This is a genomic window from Cryobacterium sp. MLB-32 (assembly GCF_000738085.1).
Lineage (GTDB): Bacteria > Actinomycetota > Actinomycetes > Actinomycetales > Microbacteriaceae > Cryobacterium.
Genome location: NZ_JPRS01000439.1, coordinates 1 through 1,373, shown reverse-complemented (window position 1 = coordinate 1,373; position 1,373 = coordinate 1). Strand labels below are relative to the sequence as shown.

The 1,373-nt window shown below is 63.9% G+C and carries 1 protein-coding gene; it reads right to left on the bottom strand.

Annotated features, from left to right (window positions below):
* Window positions 1–916 (bottom strand): hypothetical protein (locus tag JF66_RS19245; protein WP_197059496.1); only part of this gene is annotated, 916 nt, incomplete at its 3' end.
* Window positions 917–1,373 lie beyond the last annotated feature (457 nt).

Sequence of the window (1,373 nt, the reverse complement as noted above, 5' to 3'; positions counted from 1 at the left end):
CGGAGTCGGAGTCGGAGTCGGAGTCGGAGGTCGGAGTCGGAGTCGGGGTCGGGGCCGGAGCCGGGGCCGGTACCGGGGTCGGAGTCGGGGCCGGGGCCGGTACCGGGGCCGGGGCCGGTACCGTGAATCCGACGAGGGTGCTGGCCACGGTGACGCTCGCGACGCTGCTCAGCAGTGCGAGCGTACCGTCCGGCGTGGTCGGGAGCTGCAGCCGAACCGTGGCGGTTGACGTCTGGTTCGCCACGGCGTTCAAAACGATGGTCTTGTAGCCGTTCGACCCGAGCGTTGCTCGCAGCACAGTGTCCTGCGTCTGACCGGTTCCGGTGAACTGCAGAGTCACATGCGTGGCCCCGGCGGGAACCGCGCCGAGTGTGATGGTCGAATAGCTCACGTCACCGGGCGCGACAGTGAGCGCCGTGCCAACCGAAACAACGGTGTTCGTCGGGATAACCGAGGGCACGGTGAATCCGACCAGGCTGACGGAAACGTTGAGGCTCGCGGCGCTGCTGAAAAGCGTGAGAGCGCCGTCCGGCGCCGTCGGAAGCTGCAGCCGAACCGTGCTGGCTGACGTCTGGTTCGCCACGGCGTTCAGAACCACTGTCTTGTAGCCGTTGGATCCGAGCGTGGCTCGCAGCACCGTGTCTTGCACCTGGCCGGTACCGGTGAAAGCAAGGGTCACGTGAGTGGCGCCTGCGGGAATCACGCCGAGGGTGATGTTGGCTGCGCTGTCGGGGCTGACAACGCTTGCCGCAAGTGCCGTGGCCGACTGAACAACGACGGCCTGCGCGGCGTGGGCGGATGTTGCCGTGAACAGGGCGACGGAGACACAGGCCGCCATCGCGATGGTGGTGAGGAGGAATCCACTGTGAGATCTGGAGACGGGTCTGGAGACGGAACGCGGTCCTGAAGCGAACATGGTGCAACACAATTTCGAACGTTGCATATGTTCGGCATATGCGGGTGGGGCAGCTGCAGGGGACGACCGGGGACTGCTGATCGGTACCGCACATGGCGGGTAGATCAGCACACACAGCGCGTTCTCAGAAAATACCTGATCGCGAGCGAAAAAATTCAAGAAGGTATGCGAAAGGACTGCGGAGCGTGAACCCGCAGCGGGAAGGGAGAGGCGGACGGAGAGAGGGGGAGGCCGGAGGGAGTCAGGCCGCCCAGAAGGGAATACACCGGAGGCTGGATTCAGGCAAGGAACTCAGGCATGAAGCTACTGATTTCGCCGATGCACGTGTTCGGAACAACGTGCGGGATGGGGCGACCGTAGGGGACCACCTATGTATCCTGATCTTCTCTCACTTCTGTGCCCATGTCAATGAAAAGCGAAATACGGGGCGAAACCCCCACTTGTGGGAGAGACGCGC